This is a genomic window from Roseovarius sp. ZX-A-9 (assembly GCF_028369135.1).
Lineage (GTDB): Bacteria > Pseudomonadota > Alphaproteobacteria > Rhodobacterales > Rhodobacteraceae > Roseovarius.
The window spans coordinates 64,130-82,975 of sequence record NZ_JAPWHW010000009.1; the positions used below are offsets into that span (position 1 = coordinate 64,130).

Annotated in this window: 18 protein-coding genes; 9 read left to right on the plus strand and 9 right to left on the minus strand. The window is 62.0% G+C overall.

The window, feature by feature from the left end:
• Window positions 1-6: 6 nt before the first annotated feature.
• From O3306_RS10590 to O3306_RS10610, 5 genes are all read left to right on the plus strand, one after another.
• Complete coding sequence (locus O3306_RS10590) at window positions 7-399, plus strand: cytidine deaminase (protein ID WP_272006721.1); 393 nt, start codon at window positions 7-9, stop codon at window positions 397-399.
• 3 nt (window positions 400-402) lie between these two features.
• Window positions 403-1,707 carry a thymidine phosphorylase gene (locus tag O3306_RS10595; protein WP_272006724.1) on the plus strand — a complete coding sequence of 435 codons (1,305 nt, stop codon included), beginning with the start codon at window positions 403-405 and terminating at the stop codon, window positions 1,705-1,707.
• Entirely contained in the window at window positions 1,707-2,888 is a 1,182-nt protein-coding gene (locus O3306_RS10600) for a phosphopentomutase (RefSeq protein ID WP_272006727.1), read from the plus strand. Before O3306_RS10595 ends, O3306_RS10600 begins: the two co-directional genes overlap by 1 nt.
• Window positions 2,889-2,974: 86 nt before the next feature.
• Window positions 2,975-3,607, plus strand: a complete 633-nt coding sequence (upp, locus tag O3306_RS10605; RefSeq protein WP_272006729.1) for a uracil phosphoribosyltransferase — start codon at window positions 2,975-2,977, stop codon at window positions 3,605-3,607.
• Window positions 3,608-3,672: 65 nt separating this feature from the next.
• Window positions 3,673-5,079, plus strand: a complete 1,407-nt coding sequence (locus O3306_RS10610) for an SPOR domain-containing protein (protein ID WP_272006731.1) — start codon at window positions 3,673-3,675, stop codon at window positions 5,077-5,079.
• 111 nt (window positions 5,080-5,190) lie between these two features.
• On the opposite strand, the gene O3306_RS10615 is transcribed toward O3306_RS10610, so the two are convergent.
• The 3 genes from O3306_RS10615 to O3306_RS10625 all read right to left on the minus strand — a co-directional run bounded on the left by O3306_RS10615 (window position 5,191) and on the right by O3306_RS10625 (window position 8,621).
• Window positions 5,191-6,216, minus strand: coding sequence for a hypothetical protein (locus O3306_RS10615; RefSeq protein WP_272006733.1), 1,026 nt, complete (start codon window positions 6,214-6,216; stop codon window positions 5,191-5,193).
• Window positions 6,217-6,341: 125 nt separating this feature from the next.
• The gene (locus O3306_RS10620; protein ID WP_272006735.1) at window positions 6,342-7,970 is read right to left on the minus strand and encodes an AMP-binding protein; all 1,629 of its coding nucleotides are present in this window, start codon (window positions 7,968-7,970) and stop codon (window positions 6,342-6,344) included.
• Between the two features lie 162 nt (window positions 7,971-8,132).
• Window positions 8,133-8,621, minus strand: coding sequence for an Lrp/AsnC family transcriptional regulator (locus O3306_RS10625; RefSeq protein ID WP_334312350.1), 489 nt, complete (start codon window positions 8,619-8,621; stop codon window positions 8,133-8,135).
• Window positions 8,622-8,739: 118 nt separating this feature from the next.
• Here O3306_RS10625 and O3306_RS10630 point away from each other — a divergent pair, with 118 nt between their 5' ends.
• The 4 genes from O3306_RS10630 to O3306_RS10645 all read left to right on the plus strand — a co-directional run bounded on the left by O3306_RS10630 (window position 8,740) and on the right by O3306_RS10645 (window position 12,579).
• The gene (locus O3306_RS10630; RefSeq protein WP_272006740.1) at window positions 8,740-9,174 is read left to right on the plus strand and encodes a universal stress protein; all 435 of its coding nucleotides are present in this window, start codon (window positions 8,740-8,742) and stop codon (window positions 9,172-9,174) included.
• Window positions 9,175-9,194: 20 nt separating this feature from the next.
• Window positions 9,195-10,757, plus strand: coding sequence for an alanine/glycine:cation symporter family protein (locus O3306_RS10635; RefSeq protein ID WP_272006743.1), 1,563 nt, complete (start codon window positions 9,195-9,197; stop codon window positions 10,755-10,757).
• Window positions 10,758-11,004: 247 nt separating this feature from the next.
• Window positions 11,005-11,649, plus strand: coding sequence for a sulfotransferase family 2 domain-containing protein (locus tag O3306_RS10640; RefSeq protein ID WP_272006747.1), 645 nt, complete (start codon window positions 11,005-11,007; stop codon window positions 11,647-11,649).
• A gap of 300 nt (window positions 11,650-11,949) precedes the next feature.
• Complete coding sequence (locus O3306_RS10645) at window positions 11,950-12,579, plus strand: Hint domain-containing protein (RefSeq protein WP_272006749.1); 630 nt, start codon at window positions 11,950-11,952, stop codon at window positions 12,577-12,579.
• Window positions 12,580-12,805: 226 nt separating this feature from the next.
• Here O3306_RS10645 and O3306_RS10650 read toward each other — a convergent pair whose 3' ends face one another.
• From O3306_RS10650 to O3306_RS10675, 6 genes are all read right to left on the minus strand, one after another.
• The gene (locus tag O3306_RS10650) at window positions 12,806-15,004 is read right to left on the minus strand and encodes a 3-hydroxyacyl-CoA dehydrogenase NAD-binding domain-containing protein (RefSeq protein ID WP_272006752.1); all 2,199 of its coding nucleotides are present in this window, start codon (window positions 15,002-15,004) and stop codon (window positions 12,806-12,808) included.
• Window positions 15,005-15,038: 34 nt separating this feature from the next.
• Complete coding sequence (locus O3306_RS10655; RefSeq protein ID WP_272006754.1) at window positions 15,039-15,320, minus strand: hypothetical protein; 282 nt, start codon at window positions 15,318-15,320, stop codon at window positions 15,039-15,041.
• A 3-nt stretch (window positions 15,321-15,323) separates the two neighbouring features.
• Window positions 15,324-16,535, minus strand: a complete 1,212-nt coding sequence (locus O3306_RS10660; RefSeq protein ID WP_272006755.1) for an acetyl-CoA C-acetyltransferase — start codon at window positions 16,533-16,535, stop codon at window positions 15,324-15,326.
• Window positions 16,536-16,550: 15 nt separating this feature from the next.
• On the minus strand, window positions 16,551-17,186 hold the full coding sequence (locus O3306_RS10665; RefSeq protein ID WP_272006758.1) for a glutathione S-transferase family protein: 636 nt from the start codon (window positions 17,184-17,186) through the stop codon (window positions 16,551-16,553).
• A gap of 280 nt (window positions 17,187-17,466) precedes the next feature.
• Window positions 17,467-18,600, minus strand: coding sequence for an acyl-CoA dehydrogenase family protein (locus O3306_RS10670; RefSeq protein ID WP_272006762.1), 1,134 nt, complete (start codon window positions 18,598-18,600; stop codon window positions 17,467-17,469).
• Window positions 18,601-18,616: 16 nt separating this feature from the next.
• Window positions 18,617-18,829, minus strand: coding sequence for a hypothetical protein (locus O3306_RS10675; protein WP_272006765.1), 213 nt, complete (start codon window positions 18,827-18,829; stop codon window positions 18,617-18,619).
• Between the last annotated feature and the right edge of the window lie 17 nt (window positions 18,830-18,846).

Genomic DNA, 18,846 nt, shown 5'->3' on the forward strand with positions numbered 1-18,846 from the left:
GACAGGATGGATTTGCGCGCGGCAGCAGCAGAGGTGCGCGCCATGGCTTATGCCCCATATTCGGGGTTTCGGGTCGGTGCGGCGATCCGCGCGGCATCGGGCAAGGTTTATCGGGGCTGCAATGTCGAGAACGTCGCCTATCCCGAAGGCACCTGTGCCGAGGCGGGCGCAATTGCCGCGATGATTGCGGGTGGGGATGCGGAAATCGCAGAAGTCACTGTGATCGCGGGCGGCCCGACACCGGTCGCTCCCTGTGGTGGATGCCGTCAGAAGCTGGTCGAGTTTGGCGCAGGTGATGTGCCGGTGACGATGTGCACGGTGGACGGGCAGGCGCAGACGGTGGCACTGCGCGATCTGTTGCCGGGGGCGTTTGTCGCCGATCAGATGGGCGGCAAGTAAGGAATGGATGCACGCCAGATTATCGCCGCGCTGCGCGATGGCACCGATCCAGGGGCCGATGCGCTGCGTTGGTTCGCGCAAGGTTTGGCCAGCGGTGTCGTCAGTGATGCGCAGGCCGGGGCGTTTGCGATGGCGGTACGTCTGCGGGGACTTGGGCCAGCGGGCCGCACGGCCCTGACGCTGGCAATGCGCGACAGTGGTGACCTGCTGGAATGGGATCTGGACCGGCCGGTGATCGACAAGCATTCGACCGGCGGGATCGGCGATTGCGTCAGCCTCGTTCTGGCGCCGGCGCTGGCGGCCTGTGGCGGGGCGGTGCCGATGATCTCGGGCCGGGGGCTGGGCCATACCGGCGGCACGCTGGACAAGCTGGAGGCGATTCCCGGCCTGTCCACCCGCCTGAGCGAGGCGCATCTGCGCCGAATCGTGTCAGAGGTGGGCTGCGTCATCGCGGCGGCCAGTGCGCAGCTCGCGCCCGCCGATGCGCGGCTTTACGCCGTGCGCGACGTGACCGCGACTGTGGATAGTATCGACCTTATCTGCGCCTCGATCCTGGCCAAGAAGCTGGCGGCAGGGCTGGATGCGCTCGTGCTGGATGTCAAGACTGGCAGCGGGGCTTTCATGGCGCGACCCGAGGACGCGCGCGCCCTGGCCGGGGCGCTGTGTGAGACGGCCAATGCCGCCGGGTGTCGTACCAGTGCGGTGATCTCCGACATGAGCCAGCCTCTCGCCCCGGCGCTGGGCAATGCGTTGGAGTTGGCAGAGGTGATGCAGGTGCTGACCGGAGTACGACGCGGGCGAATGGCAGAGCTGAGCACCCTGTTGGGCGGCGTGTTGCTGGAACGCGCCGGACTGGCCGCGACGGTGGATGACGGTGCCAAACGGATCGCGGCAGCGATCGCGGATGGGCGTGCCGCCGAATGCCTTGGCCGGATGATCGCCGCGATGGGCGGTCCCCGGCGATTTGTCGAGGATTGGCAGCGGTTCCTGCCCGAGGCGACAGTGATCCGCGAGGTACCCGCTTGGCGGGGCGGTTACATCACTGCGATGGACGGGACAGCGCTGGGCATGGCGGTCGTGGAACTGGGTGGCGGCAGGCAGGTCGAGCGTGATCTGGTGGATCCGTCTGTTGGCCTCAGCGATGTGCTGCCTCTGGGCACGCAGGTCAGTGCGGGACAGCCGATCTGCTGCATTCATGCTGCGCGCGTGGCGCAGGCGGACCGCGCCGAGGCAGCGTTGCGGGCGGCGATCACGATCAGCGATGCGTCGGCGCCGGTGCCCGATCTCATCCGGGCGCGGGTCGACTGATGGCGCGCGCATTCCTCATCGTGCTCGATTCCGCCGGTATCGGTGGTGCGCCGGATGCCGACCGGTATTTCAACGGCGATCTGCCCGACACGGGCGCGAACACGGTGGCTCATATCGCGCAGGCGGTGGGTGGGCTGCACCTGCCGCATCTGGATGCGCTGGGGCTGGGCGCGGCGGTCATGCTGGCCTCTGGCGTGGCCGCGCCGGGGCTGGGCGCAACACCGACCGGCCTCTGGGGGGCGGCAACCGAAATTTCGCGCGGCAAGGACACGCCGTCGGGGCATTGGGAACTGGCCGGTGTGCCGGTTCCGTGGGGCTGGCATTATTTCCGCGCGACCGATCCGGCATTCCCGCCCGACCTGTCACGCGCCGTGGCCGAAGCGGCAGGCACGGCCGACATTCTGGGCAATTGTCACGCGCCCGGCACCACCATCATCGAGCAGTTGGGCGCTGAGCATCTGCGCACAGGTTGGCCGATTTGCTACACCTCCGTCGATAGCGTGTTTCAGGTCGCCGCGCACGAAGCGGTCTTTGACCTGGCGCGGCTCTATGACCTTTGTGCTGCGATTGCGCCACGATTACATGCGATGAACGTAGGCCGGGTGATCGCGCGCCCCTTCACCGGCGACGCGACGCGCGGCTTCCGACGTCTGCAGGGGCGCCGCGATTTCGCGATTGCGCCGCCCGCACCGACATTGTGCGATTGGGCCCATGATGCGGGCCGGGCAGTCCATGCGCTGGGCAAGGTTGGCGACATCTTTTCGATGCGCGGCATTGATGATGTCGTGAAGGGCGGCGACGCGGCGTTGCTCGAGGCGCTGACCGGGCTGATCGACGATGCGGAGGATGGCAGCCTGACCTTCGCCAATCTGGTCGAGTTTGACAGCGACTATGGCCACCGGCGTGATCCGCAGGGATACGCCGAAGCGCTGCGACGGTTTGATCAATGGCTGGGCACCGCACTGGGGCAGTTGCGCGAAGGGGACATGCTGCTAGTCACCGCCGACCACGGCAATGATCCGACGTGGAGCGGCACCGACCACACCCGCGAGCGCGTGCCGGTTCTGATTGCCGGGCGCGGCACCGGCACGCTGGGCCATGTCGCGATGACCGACATAGCTGCCAGCGTTGCGGCGCATCTGGGCATTCCGGGGCAGGGGCCGGGGCGCAGCTTTCTCTGAGTGACGGCCCGTCAGAACGCGCGGCCCATTGCTCTTTGCTACCGCAACTGTCTAAAACCGGCAGAAGCGCAGACCGGAGGGACCCCATGCAAGACCATCTCACAATCGTCAAACACCCGCTCGTACAGCACAAGCTGACCCTCATGCGGGAGAAGGGCACCTCGACCGCGGTCTTTCGCCAACTTCTGCGCGAGATCAGCCAGCTTCTGGCGTATGAGGTGACATACGAGTTGCCGATGGCCACCAAGATCATCGAAACACCGATGGAGGAAATGGAAGCGCCGACGCTTGCCGGGCGGAAGCTGGCGCTGATTTCGATCCTGCGCGCCGGCAACGGCCTGCTGGATGGAATGCTGGAGCTGATCCCCTCGGCGCGGGTTGGGTTTGTCGGGCTTTACCGCGACGAGGCGACACTGAAGCCCGTGCAGTATTACTTCAAGGTGCCGGACCGGCTGGAAAAGCGGCTGGTCATCGTCGTTGATCCGATGTTGGCCACGGGCAATTCGTCTGCTGCCGCGGTGGACCTGCTGAAAGAGGCCGGCGCGCGCGATATTCGCTTCCTCTGTCTGCTCGCCGCGCCAGAAGGTGTCGCCCGGATGAAAGAGGCGCACCCGGATGTACCGATTGTCACAGCCTCGCTCGACGAGAGGCTCAATGACGCTGGATATATCCTGCCGGGGCTAGGAGATGCGGGTGACCGCATGTTTGGCACAAAATAGGCTGCTTGGCTGTTTACTCAACGTTCTTTTTGAGGCACAGTTTCCCCACATCTTGTGGGGGCAATATGAAAATCACTAGAGCCATCGCACTCGCGGTCATCGTAGCGTCTTGCGGCTTGGGATATGCTCAGGCAAAGGCGCTGAAAGATGCCGGCGAGCCTGCCGAATTTCCGCCTTCGTCCTATACCGGTCGGCAATATGTGGACAGCAAGGGCTGCGTCTTCATCCGTGCCGGAATTGACGGAAATGTAACCTGGGTGCCGCGTGTCTCGCGCGGGCGTCAGACCGTCTGCGGCTACCAGCCATCGCTGGCAAAAGCGCCTGCGCCAGCGCCTGCGGCGAAACCGGCAACGAAGCCTGCCAGCGTCGTTGCCGCGGCTCCTGCGCCCAAGCCAGCGCCGCGTGTCGTGAAGGCTGCGCCGCAGCCGGTGCGCGCCAAACCTGTGCCCACTGCGCGCGTGCCCGTGGCCGCCGCGCCCGTCGTCGTCACCGCCCCGGCACCGAAGCCAAAACCAAAACCGAAAAAGGTGGTCGCCACGGCCCCCGCACCGGAACGCCGTGTTGTTCAGGCACCGACAGGCTGCCCCGGACGCAGCGCGGTGTCGCAGCGCTACATGGGCGGCAGTTACGCGGTCCGCTGCGGCCCTCAGAGCGAGGAACACGTCACCTATTCGACGAATGCTGCCGCGCCGCGCCGGGTCGCACCCGTGCCGATCGTGACACAGGTTCCGACCTACACCGCGCCCAGCTACCAACCTTCGGACACCGCGCCCCGCTACCAGACGTCGGGGACAACCCAGGCGATGGCACCCAGCGCCGGCTACACGACCGCTACACGAGTCGCGCCCAAGCATGTCTATGAAAACCAGGTGGCCAGTTCGAGAGGTCTCAGCGGCATACCCGAAGGGTACAAGCGGGTCTGGATGGACGGGCGGCTGAACCCGCATCGTGCGCATCAGAATTTTGCCGGCAAGGCGCAGATGGATCTGGTCTGGACCAAGACCGTACCGCGCCAACTGTTCGTCCGTGAAACCGGGCAGGTGGTCACGCCGGCCTATCCTGGGCTGATGTACCCCTATACCAGTTACGAACAGCAAGCGCGCGCCAACGTCTCGCCCGCCTACGCCGCCCGTCAAGCGCGTAGCTATGGGTCGACAGGGGCCGCGCCTGCCTACGTCACCCAGACGCCGACGGTTTCGACACGCTCCAGCGCCACCGTGCCAAGTCAACCGGAGGCTGCCGCCAGCCACCGTTTCGTTCAGGCGGGAGTCTTTACGACACGGGCGCAGGCTCAGCAGGCGGCGCAACGTGTCGCGGGCTCCGGGCTGCCGGCGCGGCTTGGAACGATGCGGCGGAACGGGAAGACCTACAGCCTTGTGTTGGCAGGGCCTTTCAGCAGCCAATCGAAACTGAACTCGGCGCTATCGCGCGTGCGCGGTGCGGGCTTTAACAACGCAAAGCTGCTAAAATAAAGCAAGTTCGCCGATTGTAGACAACATCGCAGGGCCGATCCTTCCCCGGGGTCGGCCCTTTTCCTTTTGTGCCAGCATGTCGCGTCAAATCAGATCAGCTAGCGATCCGCGTCAGCTGCCGCAGATCCCCTGCAGACGCAGCCAATCGCCATCGCTGAGGATTGGTTCGGGGGATGCGGCCTCGAACGGGTCTGCCTCGATCAGCGGCAGAACTGTCTCGCCCGAGATGTCACGCGCATAGGCGTAGGGTGTCGAGCGCACGGACCAAGCGCGAAACCCGTCGAGCAGAACCTCGTCATCAAGGGGCGCAGGTGGGGCTGTCAGCAGATGCTCGGCATAGCGTGTCAGTGCCGCATCGCCGGGATGGCCGGTGGTCATCAGGCGGAAGGTTGCGATCAACCCGGCATGACCGAGAAGCAGGTCGAGCGGATCGTGGTCGCGGGCGCGCAGACGTTCGGCGATGATGTAGCCGGCTACCACGTCGGGCTCCTCGTGGTCCTCGACCAGCGAACGATTGAGCACGATGGTGCCGCCGGGCAGGGTGATCGCATCGGTCCCGCCGTTGCGCACAACCACCAGACTGCCCGCGCGCTTGTCCGAGGGCAGACGTGCTGCGAGCTTTGCCAGTGCTGCAGTTCCTCCTGCCGCGCGGCAGGGCGGGCCGGTGACCGGCAACATGTGCAGCAACAAGGTGTGGCCGATCTCGGCGCGTTTGACATCGGGCACGACCGAGACCGCATGGCTGCGCACCGCGCCGGGCAGCCAGAATATCGCCAGTCCTGCCACCGTGAGCAGCGACGCCAGCAACACGACCAGCCGCAGCCGCCCCGGGTGCGGGCGGCGGCGTTCGACGGCGGCGCGCAGTTTTTCGATGGCGTCGATCATCGCGGTTTCGGAGGCGGCCAGCTCCAGTGTTTCACCGGGATCGCCGTCAGGGTGGTAGATTGCGGGACGGTGGCCCGGATTGGCACGGGTGATGGCGGGGATCGACCAATGGGTCAGCGGCCGGTCACGCAGGTCACTGATGATCAATGTCGCATCACCGATGGAAACCACCACTTCGGTGCGCTGCGCATCAGGTGCGACGCGCCAGAGGCCGGAGGCTTCCAGCCGAACATATTCATCAAGTGCGGTCATATTGCGCCGGGCCTGCTCTGCCTCGTTCCGCCCAGCCTAACACGTTGCAACCTGGCGCTCAATTGCGCGATATCCGGCACCGGGGCCGAGGACTTTCGCCGAAAATTCTCGCTCGTGGCGAGGAATCAAAGGTCTTTGGCACGTTTGCGCAATTCGAATTTCTGGATCTTGCCGGTCGATGTTTTTGGCAGTTCCTCGAAAACGACCTTCTTGGGCGTCTTGAACCCGGCCAGCCGCTCGCGCGCATAGGCGATGATGGCGGCCTCATCCGTTTGGGCGCCTTCCTTCAGCTCGACGAAGGCGCAAGGCACTTCGCCCCATTTCTCGTCTGGTTTCGCCACCACCGCGCAAAGCAGGATCGCGGGGTGGGTCATCAACACGCCTTCGACTTCTACCGAGCCGATATTCTCGCCACCCGATATGATGATGTCCTTGGCGCGGTCGGAAATCTGCAGATAGCTGTCGGGATGCTGGATCGCGATATCACCGGAGTGAAAGTAGCCACCTTTGAACGCTTCTTTGGTCGCTTCGGGGTTCTTGAGATACCCTTTCATCACCGTATTGCCGCGAATCATGATTTCACCCTGGGTAGTGGCATCCATGGGGGTCTGGGTCATCGCATCGGGGGCCATTGCGGTGATGTCTTCGACCATGCACATGGGCACACCGGTCCGGGCTTTTATCGCATAGCGTTCCTCGTCGTCCTTGTCGTCCCACTCGGCATGCCATGTGCATTCGGTCACGTGCCCGTAGGTTTCGGTCAGCCCGTAGACTTGCGTTACCTTGAAACCCAAAGGCTCGATCGCGCGCAGCGTGGCGGCGGGGGGCGGGGCGCCGGCGGTAAAGACATCGACGATGTGATCGAACGGGCGCCGGTCTTCATCCTTGGCGTTCACGATCGCATTGAGGACGATGGGCGCGCCGCCAAAATGGGTCACGCGCTCATCTGCGATGGCGTCATATATCGCGCGGGCATTGATGTCGCGGCAGCAGATCACTGTGCCGCCCAGCAGGGGCATCATCCATGTATGGTTCCAGCCATTACAGTGAAACAACGGCACGATGGTCAGGTAGCGCGGGTGGCGCGTCATCTGCCAGCTGAGCGCCGTGCCCATGGTCATCAGATACGCGCCCCGGTGATGACAGACGACGCCCTTGGGGCGCCCGGTGGTGCCGGAGGTGTAATTGAGCGCGAGGCTCTCCCATTCATCCTCGGGCATGCGCCAGTCGAAAACGGGATCGGCGCCCGCCAGCAGATCCTCGTATTCGATATGGCGCCCGGTGGCCGCATGGCCTGCCTGGGGGTCAGCCACCTCGATGATCGTCGGCGCCGTGCCCTGCATCTGCGCAATCGCGGCCTCGGCCAGCGGGATGAACTGCGTATCAACCAGCACCACCCGCGCCTCGCCGTGACCAAATATGTAGCTGACGGTATCAACCTCCAGCCGGGTATTGATCGTGTTGAGCACAGCCCCGGTGGCCGGTACGCCGAAATGGGCCTCTGCCTGGGCGGGAATGTTGGGCAGGATCGTGGCCACCACATCGCCGGATTCAACACCCATCGCGCTCAGCGCGGAAGCGAGCCGCGTGCAGCGATCATGGTACTCGCCATAATTGCGTCGGATGCCCTTGTAGACCACTGCTTCGTAATCGCGGAACAACGTCGCGGCGCGGCGCAGATGCGACAACGGCGTGAGCGGCACGAAATTCGCGGCGCATTTGTCCAGCCCTGTCTCGTCCTTCATCCACCCCATGCCATCCTCCCCGATGATCCGATTCTGGTCGCGTTCAACCTGTTGAGGATATTAAGTTTGGCGCGGTGTTCAATTGCTTTCTCTTCCGTGCCTTTCGGCTGAGGAGATGATGCTGGCCCTGAGCCGAAAAGTGACATTCTGCTGCTGCGGTTCCTGTTGCGATCAGTCCAGGTGATAGCCGCGAAACTCCTTGACAGTCGCCAGGCTGAGCAATGTCTTGATCTGCAGGACAGACGGGATCTGCGAGATCCGGTTGCGGTAAAGATCGGCGTAGGCGGCGGTGTTGCGCGCGGTCACACGCATAAGGTAATCCAGCTCGCCTGAAACGAGATGACATTCCAAAATTTCCGGCATCCGCGCGATGGCGGTTTCAAAGGCCTGGATGTCTTCCTGCCGCTGGCTGGTGAGGCGGACTTCGATGAACACCTGGATTTCGAGTCCCAAAGCCTCGCGGCTGAGGCGCGCACCATACCCCTCGATCAGACCTTCAGCCTCCAGATTCTTGACCCGTCGATGGCAGGCCGAGAGCGACAGTCCGACCCGCTCTGAGAGGCGTGCCATGGAAATCTGACTATCATACTGAAGTATGGAAAGAATTCGCCTATTTGTGTTATCCACGATAAAATTTCCGAACAATTGGCTGTATTCCACCGATAATTACAGAAAAATTTCCAAAAGGGAAGGAAAGAGCGCGCCATTTACATTTGACAGCCGGGTAGAGTGGTGGAACGCCTAGAAGGGCGGGAATAAACCCATAGGGAGGGAAAGAATGTCTCATACAATCGTCGTCGGGTACGACGGCAGTGACAGTTCGCTGCGCGCGCTGGACTTTGCCGTTGACCGCGCCAAGTCTGAAAAGGCCGAATTGGTCGTCGCCCATGTGCTGGAGTGGTCGCCTTACTCGTTTTTGACTCCGACCGAGCTGGAAGAGCGGCACAAGCGCCGCACGGAAGAGCTGGAACGTGCCCGCAAATTCGTTCTGGAGCCGCTGATGAAGCGGCTGAGCGACAGTGGCGTGAAGGTTGCAACCGAACTGCGCTATGGTCGGTCGGCGGACACGCTCTGCGGGATCGCAGTGGAAAAAAAGGCAAGTCAGATCATCGTTGGCCGTACCGGTGAGGGGGGTCTTGCCGCGCGGCTTTTTGGCGCCGTCGCCGGCAGCGTGGCGCAGATTGCGACCGTTCCGGTCACGATCGTTCCATAATTGATAAAAACGAGGGACATATGACACAATTCATGAAATCCGCGGCGCTTGCCGCGACGGGCCTTGTGGCGGCATCTGCCCCCGCGATGGCCCTAACGCTGGATGAAAAGGTGAACCAGGTGTTCGCCAGCGCAACCGGCTGGTTCGTCAACTTGATCTTCAGCCCATTCCCCGGCTCCGAAGCATTACTCGGCTATGCCTTCCCGTGGATCGTGCTTTGGCTCGTCGTCGCGGCGACGATCTTTACGCTCTATTTCGGTTTCGTGCAGTTTCGCGCCTTTCCACATTCCATCTCGTTGGTGAAAGGCGACTATTCCGACCCCAACGACGCGGGCGAGGTCAGCCACTTTCAGGCGCTGGCAACGGCGCTGTCGGGCACCGTCGGTTTGGGTAACATCGCCGGTGTGGCGGTGGCGGTCGGTATCGGCGGCCCCGGTGCTACATTCTGGATGATCCTTGCGGGCCTCATGGGCATGGCATCGAAATTCACCGAATGTACGTTGGGTGTGAAATACCGGAATGAATATCCGGATGGGACCGTCTCTGGTGGTCCGATGTACTATATGACCAAGGGTTTCGAAGAGCGTGGCCTGCCGCTGGGCAAGTTCATGGCGATCCTTTTCTCGATCTTCTGTATTCTTGGCGCTCTTGGTGGCGGCAACATGTTCCAGGCCAATCAGGCACATGCGCAAATCACCAATGTGGTCGGTGACTATCCCGGCTGGATCACCGGCATCATCTTTGCGGGTATCGTGTTTGCCGTGATCGTGGGCGGCCTGCAATCCATCGCCAAGGTGACCGAGAAAATCGTGCCGATCATGGGCGTGCTTTACGTTGCGACGGCCATCATCATCCTGCTGATCAACTATGACAAGATCGGCTGGGCCTTCGGCCAGATCTTCGGGGGGGCCTTTACCGGTCTCGGCGTTGCTGGTGGTATGGTTGGTGCGCTGATCCAAGGCTTCAAGCGTGCTGCGTTCTCGAACGAAGCGGGCGTTGGCTCGGCGGCGATTGCCCACTCGGCAGTGCGTACCAAAGAGCCGATCACCGAAGGTTACGTGTCGCTGTTGGAGCCGTTCATCGACACTGTCGTGATCTGCACCATGACGGCGCTGGTGATCATCATCACCGGTCAGTTGGTCTCGGACCCGACGACGGGCCTGTATATGCTCAATGAAGCGGGTAACGCGATCCAGACGATTGACGGCAATTCGGGTGTGGCCCTGACCTCGGCCGCGTTCTCGGCTTCGTTCGGTTGGTTCAAGTACATCCTCGCGATTGCGGTGATCCTCTTTGCCTTCTCGACGATGATCAGCTGGTCCTATTATGGCCTCAAGGCATGGACCTTCCTGTTTGGCGAAGGCAAGAACAAGGAACTGGTCTTCAAGATCATCTTCTGCATTTTCGTGGTTATCGGTGCTGCGGCCAGCCTTGGTCCGGTCATCGACTTCTCGGATGCCGCGATCTTTGCGATGGCGGTGGTCAACATCGTCGCCCTCTATCTGCTGATGCCGATCGTGAAGCGCGAGATGAACAGCTACATGAGCCGTCTGAAGTCGGGCGAGATCAAGAAGTTCCACTGACCCCAGAGGGCGGTGGTGTGAAACGGGGCAGGGCGCGCAGGCGCCCTGCTTTTTTGTGCTCTGCGGTGGGCTGGAACACCGCGCTGCGCCAATGCGGCAGATGCGAGCGCGGCGCGACCCGATTGAAGCGCGTCATTTGAGTTGAGACACAGCTTGAGCCCGAAACGCGCGCAGCCTACTTATGTCGTGGGCGTTTCGACAGATTGCCGTGTTTCAACAAGATGCCGAAACGCTTTAGGGTGATTTCATGATCATCTCACCGGGCCGCAATTATATCTTCGTGCACATCCCCAAGACCGGCGGTACCGCGATGGCGCTGGCGCTGGAGGGGCGGGCGATGAAGGATGATATCCTGATCGGCGATACGCCCAAGGCATTGCGGCGGCGCGGACGTCTGAAGGGGGTGACCGCCGCCGGGCGGCTCTGGAAACACTCGAGGCTGGCGGATATCGACGGGTTTGTGGATATGGCGCAGATCGCGGACGCATTTACCTTTGCGTTGGTGCGCAATCCCTGGGATCGGATGGTGAGTTATTATCACTGGTTGCGCGTTCAACGGTTCGACCATCCGGCGGTTGCCTTGGCGCAGTCGCTGGATTTCTCGGCGTTCCTGCGCCACCCACAGACGGCTGCCGCATTCCGCGCAAGCCCCTATGGGCACTACATGACCGATGCCAAGGGGCGCGAGCAATGCCGGAGCTATATCCGCATCGAACATCTGGAGGCGGACGCGGCGGCGCTCTGGGCGCATCTGGGGTTTTCATTGCAACTGGCGCGCGCGAACCCCTCTGACCGTGACCCGGACTATCGCCGCTATTACACGGACAGGGATGCCGCGCATCTTTCGGATATCTGTGCTGCGGATATCGCGCGATTCGATTACGAATTCTGATCGAGACACGCGGTGGGTGTGTGATTGTTTCTGCTTTCACGCCAATCACTTGCGCAAAGGGTGCTCCGTTGAGCAAGTGCGGTCAATGACAGGATTAAGCCGTAATTTTTTCTTAACCGTACCCTTTTCGTTTGGCTCAGTGACCACACCAAAGTGTTTGGCAAAAGGCCGGGGCACCAAGGACCGTTGCATCTGTTTTGCGTTCGCCCGCTGGCTCGGAAAGAACGTCAGGCACTTCGAGGGCTCTTTATGCTGCACCGGGCCGGACCATAGGGGATAAAGAGGATGTTCGACAGGAGCATGGCAAACGACGTTGCACTGCAACCCTCAGAAATGACGGGGATCATGACCGGTACGCGGGTGGCGACACGCGCGGGCTGGTGTCCGATCGAAAAAGTGGACGCCGGCACCGAAGTTCTGACCTTTGACGCCAGCTTTCAAGAGGTGCGCGATGTGCAGCGTGCGCCGATCTGGACGGACAATAAAGCCTGTCCGCAACATCTGTGGCCCCTCGAAGTACCGGCGGGCGTTCTGGGCAACCGGGACACGCTGATGCTGATGCCGGACCAATCCATACTTGTCGAGATTGATGCCGCCGAAGTGCTGTTCGGTGATCCGTTCGCCTTGATCCCGGTGCGCGCGCTGGATGGGGTCTGCGGTATCACGCGGGTTCCGCCGGAGCCAGAGATGATAGCAACGACTTTGCGTTTCGATGCCGAACAGATCGTGTTTGCCAATAGCGGTGCGATGTTCCTTTGCCCGTCCACGAATAACCTTCTGGATATCGCGCTGTCTGACTCGGCGCCGGAACAGGAATACGCTGTATTGCCGATGGGGGCTGCGCAACAATTGGCGGCTCTGCTCGGGGCGGCGATCCATACCGAAGCCCCCCAGAACTGGCCAGAGGCTGCAGCCGCGCCGGTTTCCTGACCGGAACGCTGAAATTGACCCGATGACCCGGCAGTTCGGCCAGCGCACAACGTTGCGCGGGCTGGCCTGATCTTGCCCATGGCTAAATTCTCGTGTGCCAAACCTGGGTTTTTCATGTGCCGTACCCTTGCAACACTGAAGGGCGGCGGGCGTTTTGCATTTTCCGGATCTCAGGAAAACCGCGGCCCGGGCCGCTGAAACGCGGCCCGGACACTGAAACGGGGGATCAGGCGGCCGCTGCTGCGTCGGCAAACCGCCCGTAGAAGCTCTGGCCTTTTTTCGCCATCTCGCGCAACAGGTCAGGGGTCGCAAAGCGCGGGCCGAACGCTTCGGCCAGGGCATCGCACCGTTCGGCGGCATAGGGTGTGCCGAGGATATCGAGCCAGGAGAACGGACCGCCCGACCACGGCGCAAAGCCCCAAGCCAGGATCGCGCCCACGTCACCCTCGCGGATATCCTCCAGCACGCCTTCCTCAAACGCGCGGACCGCTTCGAGAACCTGCGCGAACATCAGGCGATGCTGCACGGTGATCAGATCGGGCTGCTCTTCGGCACGCGGGTATTTCGCTACCAGACCTTCCCAGTAGCCCTGACGCTTGCCCTTTTCATCATAGTCGAAGAAGCCGGCGTTTGACTTGCGGCCCAGTCGGCCTTCGCCTTCCATCCAGAAGATCACTTCGTCCACGGCCGCATCGGGATAGGCGTCGCCCATCGCGGCCTTGGTCGCGCGGGCGATCTTGGCGCCGAGGTCGATCGAGGTTTCATCGACCAGTTGCAGCGGGCCAACGGGGAAGCCCAACTGCCGTGCCGCGTTGTCGATCAGCGCTGGTGCCACGCCCTCGGCAACCATGCGGATGCCTTCGTTGATGTAGGGGATGATGCAGCGGTTGCAGTAGAAGAACCGGGCGTCATTCACCACGATGGGCGTCTTGCGGATCTGGCGCACATAGTCGAGCGCCTTGGCCACCGCACGCGGGCCGGTCTGCTCGCCCTTGATGATCTCGACCAGCATCATCTTCTCGACCGGGCTGAAGAAATGGATGCCGATGAACTGCTCAGGCTTGTCGCTGGCCTTGGCCAATTCGGTGATCGGCAGGGTCGAGGTGTTGGTGGCAAAGATGCAATCGTCGCCGACGACCTTCAGCACGTTCCTGGTTACCTCGGCCTTGACGGCAGGATCTTCGAACACCGCCTCGATGATCAGGTCGCAGCCCTTGAGCGCGGCATAATCCGTGGTCGCGGTGATCCGGTTCAGCGCCTCTTCCTTCTTGGCCGCAGTTGCCTTGCCGCGCTTGATGCCCTTGTCCATGTAGTCGGCGGTATAGGATTTGCCCTTGTCCGCCGCTTCCTGTTTCTGGTCGATCAGGACAACCTCCATTCCGGCCATGGCAGAGACCAGCGCGATGCCTGCTCCCATCATGCCTGCGCCCATGACGCCAACCTTTTTCACCCGTTGATCGGGGACGTCGGGGCGGTTCGCGCCTTTCTCCAACGCTTCTTTGTTGATGAAGAGGCTGCGGATCATCGCCGAGGACGACGGGTTCAACAGCACATGGGTGAACCAGCGCGCCTCGATCTTCAGTGCAGTGTCAAAGGGCACCAGCGCGCCCTCGTAGACCGCGCTCAGCAACGCCTTGGCGGCGGGGAAGGCACCTTGGGTCTTGCCGTTGACCATTGCCGAGGCACCGACGAAGTTCATGAAGCCGGCGGGATGGTAGGGCGCGCCGCCGGGCATCTTGTATCCCTTTTCGTCCCAAGGTTTCACAATCGTGGGCTCGCTCAGCACCCAGGCGCGGGCGGCGTCCATCAATTCGTCCGCCGGGACGACCTCGTCCACGACGCCTGCCGATTTGGCGCGCTTGGGATCGTTCAGCTTGCCTTCCAGCAGCAACGGGGCCGCGCCGATCGCGCCAAGCTTGCGCACCAGCCGGGTGGTGCCGCCCGCGCCCGGAAAGATACCAACCATGATCTCGGGCAGGCCGATCTTGGCCTTGGGGTTGTCGGCGGCAAAGATGCGATGGCAGGCCAGCGGAATCTCCAGACCGATGCCCAACGCAGTGCCGGGCAGGGCGGCGGCAATCGGCTTGCCGCCCTTGTTCGTCTTGGGGTCCATGCCCGCGCGCTCGATCTTGCGCAGGATGGCATGCATGCCCATGACACCGTCAAAGAGGCCGCGCGCGGGATCGTCGCCCGCGTCATCCTTCATCTTGGCGATGACTTTGAGGTCCATGCCACCGGCAAAGCTACCCTCCTTGCCGGAGGTGATGACGATGCCCTTGACCGCGTCATCGGCCAGCGCGTCATCGACCAGTGCCTCGAGGTCAAGAAACCCTTGGGCGTTCATCACGTTCATTGACTTGCCGACCGTGTCCCAAGTGATGATCGCGACGCCGTCGGCGTGTTTTTCCATCGTGAAATCTGTCATCTCGTGTATCTCCTCTTTGCCGGGCTGCTGGTGGTCAGCTTGCGTCGGCGATGTGGGTCTTGATCGCGCTCAGCATCTCTGCTGCGGGGGCAGGGGCGAGCGTGATATGCGTGTGGTAGTCAAATCTTTGCCGATCCATTGCACTTCCCGGATCGCCGTTCAGGCGAAAGACGATATCGGGTGCGGAAGTATAAAGCCGGATCAGCGCCCCATCGTAGACATTCACGATTTCAAGCGTGCCAAAACTTTGCGCATCGGCAAGGGCTTTGACCGCGACGAAAGGGTGATCGTCTCCGATGGGGTGGGTGAATGACATTTGTCAGACCCGCTCGATGATCGTGGCGGCACCCATGCCGGACGCGATGCACAGCGTGGCAAGGCCGGTTTCCTTGTCGGTGCGCTCCAACTCGTCCAGCAGCGTGCCGATGATGATCGCGCCGGTCGCGCCCAGCGGGTGCCCCATCGCGATGGCACCGCCATTCACGTTTACCAGCGCCGGGTCCACGTCGAATGCCTGTTGAAAACGCAGGACGACCGATGCGAAGGCCTCATTCACCTCGAAGAGGTCGATATCACCGATCTGCATACCGGCATCGGCGAGGATCTTCTGCGTTGCGGGCACGGGGCCGGTCAGCATGATCGTGGGATCGGTACCGATCTTGCAGGTCTGGCGGATACGCGCGCGCGGCTTCAGGCCGTATTTCTTGCCAAATTCCGCATTGCCGATCAGCACACCGGCCGAGCCATCGACGATGCCCGAGGAGTTGCCGGCATGGTGGATGTGATTGACCCGCTCCATATGCGGGTATTTCAGCTTGGCCACGGCATCGAAGCCCGGCATCACCTCACCCATCTGCTGGAAACTGGCATTGAGGCTGCCCAGCGTCTGCATGTCGGTGCCAGGGCGCATGAATTCATCATGGTCCAAAATGGTCAGACCGTTTTGATCCTTTACCGCGATGATCGACTTGGCAAAGCGCCCCGCGTCCCATGCCGCCTTGGCGCGCTTCTGGCTTTCTACCGCGAGGGCATCGGCCTGATCGCGGCTGAAGCCGTATTCGGTGGCGATGATATCGGCACTGATCCCTTGAGGGACAAAATAAGTGTCCATCGCAACGCTGGGATCGACGGCAATCGCCGCCCCGTCGCTGCCCATCGGCACGCGGCCCATCATCTCGACCCCGCCGGCGATATAGGCCTCGCCCGCGCCACCCTTGATCTGGTTCGCGGCCAGGTTCACGGCCTCCATGCCGGAGGCACAGAACCGGTTGATCGCAAGGCCCGGGATGGATTCGTCTAGATCAGAGGCCAGCACGGCGGTCCGCGCAAGACAGCCACCCTGTTCCATCACCTGGGTGACATTGCCCCAGATCACGTCCTCGACAGCATGGCCATCGAGGCCATTTCGTTCCTTGAGTGCGTTCAGAACCTGGGCGCTGAGGCGCACGGCCGTCACTTCGTGCAGTGCGCCATCCTTGCGGCCCTTGCCGCGCGGGGTGCGCAGCGCGTCATAGATAAATGCGTCAGACATCGTGTGTCTCCTTGTTCAGGCGCGGTCAGCCGGGCTGCCGGGCATCAGGTCATAGGGGTGTTTCCAGCCGGGGGTGTTCTGGATGTTTGAAAGCCACCGGTCGATTTGGGGCCATTCCGCGCGGTCAAAGCCGAAAGGTTCGGGGTAAAAGAGGTACCCGCAACAGGAGATGTCGGCATTGGTGATCGCACCTCCCACGATCCAGTCGCGCCCCTCGAGATGCGTGTCGAGCGCAGCATAAGCCGCCTTGAGACGGCCCTGGATAAAGCCGATCACCTCTGCGGGGCGCTTCTCTGCCGGCAGGAAATTCATCAGGAAACGAGTCACGCCCGCCTGGGAGCTGAGCTTGTGATTGTCCCAGAACACCCAGCGCATCACTTCGCGCTGTTCTTCGGGGGTGGCGCCGCCGAATTTACCGGTCTTCTCGGTAACATGCATCTGCATGACGCCCGATTGGGTGAGGGTCACGTCGCCGTCCACCAGCACCGGCACTTCGCCCATCACGTTGAGCTCGCGGAATTCGTCGGTGCGGGTTTCTCCGCCGAAGAAATCCACATAAACCGGTTCCCAGTCCAGTCCCGCCAATTCCAGCGCCAGAGCTGCCTTGTAGGCGTTGCCGCTCTCGCCCATGCAGTAAAGTTTGATCGTCATCTCGTTCCTTTCGCCGGTGCGCCCGGCACGGTCTGTGGGGTTGAGTATTTTCGGCAAAATGAAGTTTGGTCGGATTCACCTTTTATTAATCCAGATGCAGTCTGGTGAGAGATGCGGAACAGGCTGGAGAGCCGATGGCCGTGCAAAGTGAAGCTCTGCCCCGCTGCCTGATGCCAGTCGGCCCGTGCGCGGGGCAGGGTGGACTTGTCCCTTTCATTTTGCGGAAAATACTCCCCGCGGAGCGTCCCGAAGGGGCTGTATTGATCTTTCGCTGTCTGCATCAGAGGGCCCTCGCAATCAGTTCCTTCATGATCTCGTTGGTGCCGCCATAGATGCGTTGAACGCGCGCATCTGCCCACATTTCGGCCACCGCGTATTCCTGCATGTAGCCGTAACCGCCATGCAATTGCACGCAGTCGTCGAGCACCGCGCATTGCGTGTCGGTCAGCCAGTATTTCGCCATCGCGGCTTTTTCGACGCTCAGCTTGCCGTCGAGATGCTCGACGATGCATTCGTCGAGAAAGGCGCGCGCCACCTTGGTGCGGGTCAGGCATTCGGCCAGCTTGAACCGGGTGTTCTGGAACTGGGTCAGTGGGCCGCCGAATGCTTCGCGTTCCTTGCAGTAGCGGATGGTGCGTTCGACCGCGCCTTCCATTGCACCCACCGCGCCGCAACCGATGATCAGACGTTCCTGCGGCAGTTGCTGCATCATCTGGTAGAAGCCCTGGCCTTCTTGCTGTCCGAGGATGTTCTCGTGAGGAACCTCTACATTGTCGAAGAAAAGTTCCGAGGTGTCAGCCGCGTGCAAACCGATCTTGTCGAGGTTGCGCCCACGGGTGAATCCCGTCGCGCCGTCGGTTTCCACCACGACCAGAGATATTCCTTTGGCACCCGCCTTGGGGTCGGTCTTGGCGGCGACGATAATCAGATTGGCGTGCTGCCCGTTGGTGATGAACGTCTTTTGTCCCGACAGGCGATAGGCGTTGCCATCGCGCAGGGCCTTGGTCCTGATGCCCTGTACGTCCGATCCGGCTGCGGGTTCGGTCATCGCCAGCGCGCCGACCATCTGGCCCGAGACCATCTGCGGCAGCCAGCGTTTTTTCTGCGCCTCGGTGCCATAGGCAAGGATGTAATGCGCAACGATGCCCGAATGGATCGGGTGGCCCCAACTGGCGAGGTTGGCCCGCGGCGCTTCCATCAGGATGACGGCCTCGTGGCCGAAATCACCGCCGGCGCCGCCGTATTCTTCGGGGATAGAGGGGCAGAGCAGACCCAATTCACCCGCCTGGGCCCAAGTTTCACGATCCATCTCGCCCGCTTTGCGCCAGCGCTCGAAATGCGGCGCCCACTCGGTTTCGATGAAGCTGCGGGTCATCTCCGCCAGCATCGTGTGTTCGTCTGTCATCCATCCCATACGGACGGCTCCCTCTTCAGCGTTTGCGCGCATCAAGCTCGGAATTGAAGATCCGAAGCCGGTGCGCGAACGTGTCCTCGTCAATCACGCTGTCGAAATTTTCAAACAGGAAGGACAGTGCCTCGCCTTCGTCCAGACCGGCCTGCTGGCTGAATTTGCGCAGGCGGCGATAGCCGTCTTCGGTCATCGCTACGTTGAAACGCCGTGTCAGGCGAAAGCGTTTTGGCATCTGCCGTCCTCCCTTGG